This window comes from Segeticoccus rhizosphaerae (assembly GCF_005222685.1).
GTDB lineage: Bacteria > Actinomycetota > Actinomycetes > Actinomycetales > Dermatophilaceae > Segeticoccus > Segeticoccus rhizosphaerae.
This window is the reverse complement of sequence record NZ_SWMA01000091.1, coordinates 1-1486: the sequence shown is the minus strand read 5'-3', so window position 1 is coordinate 1486 and position 1486 is coordinate 1. Positions and strand designations below refer to the sequence as shown.

Below are 1486 nucleotides of genomic sequence, written 5' to 3'. Positions count from 1 at the left end.
GGGCGGATTCCAGCGGTCGTCGCAACACCTTGATCACGGAGGTGTTCGGTGGGACGACGCAAGAAGGAGTTGCCAGCGGCGCCGGTCGGCGCTCGACGGCAGTGGGCCGCGGATCGGGCGCTGCGTGCGCCGATGCGATCACCGGGGCGGCCGGAGCCGTCACGTGCTGTGCAGCGGGCGTTCTGGCGCCTGATTGCTCAAGGTCTGACCAGCGAGGACGCGGGCGCTGAGGTCGGCGTGTCGACGCCGGTCGCGACCCGCTGGTTTCGCCACGCTGGCGGGATGACCCCGATCAGCCTGAACGAGCCCACCGGCCGCTGCTTGTCCTTCGCTGAGCGCGAGGAGATCGCGCTGTTGAGGGCGCAGGATCACGGGGTACGCGAGATCGCCCGCAGGATCGGGCGGGATCCCTCGACGATCTCCCGCGAACTGCGGCGCAACGCGGCCACCCGGGCCGACCAGAAGGGCTACCGGGCGACGGTGGCGCAGTGGAAGGTCCAGCAGGCCGCGAAGAGGCCAAAGCCGGCCAAGCTCGCCACCAACCGCCGACTGCGCGAGTACGTGGAACACAAGCTCGCAGGAGAGGTCACCGACGCCGAGGGACGTCCCATCGCCGGCCCGAACGTGCCGTGGGTGGGGAGGCGCCAGGGTCGTCGGAGGGACCGGCGCTGGGGTGTGGCCTGGAGCCCTGAGCAGATCAGCAACCGGCTCAAGGTCGACTTCCCCGATGATGAGTCGATGCGGGTCAGCCACGAGACGATCTACCAGTCGCTCTACGTGCAGGGCCGTGGCGCGCTCAAGCGAGAGTTGACCGCGTGCCTGCGTTCCGGGCGTGCGCTGCGCGAGCCCCGTGCTCGCACTGGTCGCAGCGGCCGCACGTTCGTCACTGACGACGTCAAGATCAGCCAACGCCCGGCAGAGGCCGAGGACCGGGCGGTGCCTGGGCACTGGGAGGGCGACCTGATCATCGGCCTGGAGCGGTCCGCGATCGGTACCCTGGTCGAGCGCACCAGCAGGTACACGATGCTGCTGCACCTGCCTCGGATGGAAGACTTCGGGAAAGCCCCGACCGTCAAGAACGGGCCACCGCTGGCAGGTCGCGGCGCCGAGGCCGTCAATGCGGCCATCGTCGCCCAGATCGGGGGGCTGCCCGAGCAGCTGCGCAGGTCGTTGACCTGGGACCAAGGCGGCGAACTGGCCAAGCACGTCCAGCTCAAGATCGACGCCGGGATCGAGGTCTACTTCTGCGATCCGCACTCACCGTGGCAGCGGCCCAGCAACGAGAACACCAACGGGTTGTTGCGCCAGTACTTCCCGAAGGGCACCGACCTGTCGCGTTGGACGGCCGAGGAGCTCCAAGCAGTCGTCACGACCCTGAACGCCCGGCCACGCAAGACACTCGGATGGCGCACCCCTGCCGAGGTCTACCAAGAGCAGCTATCGTCACTGACACAGGCCGGTGTTGCATCGACCCCCTGAACCTGCC

The 1486-nt window shown here is 68.8% G+C and carries 1 protein-coding gene; it reads left to right on the top strand.

Annotated elements, in window-relative coordinates:
* Positions 1–132: 132 nt before the first annotated feature.
* Positions 133–1479: an IS30 family transposase gene (locus tag FCN22_RS21420; protein WP_238384901.1), complete on the top strand. Its 1347-nt coding sequence runs from the start codon at positions 133–135 to the stop codon at positions 1477–1479.
* Positions 1480–1486 lie beyond the last annotated feature (7 nt).

What these genes read in the sequence shown, in the direction of transcription:
- FCN22_RS21420 (WP_238384901.1), top strand. Translation starts at nt 133, where the DNA reads ATGCGATCACCGGGGCGGCCGGAGCCGTCACGTGCTGTGCAGCGGGCG.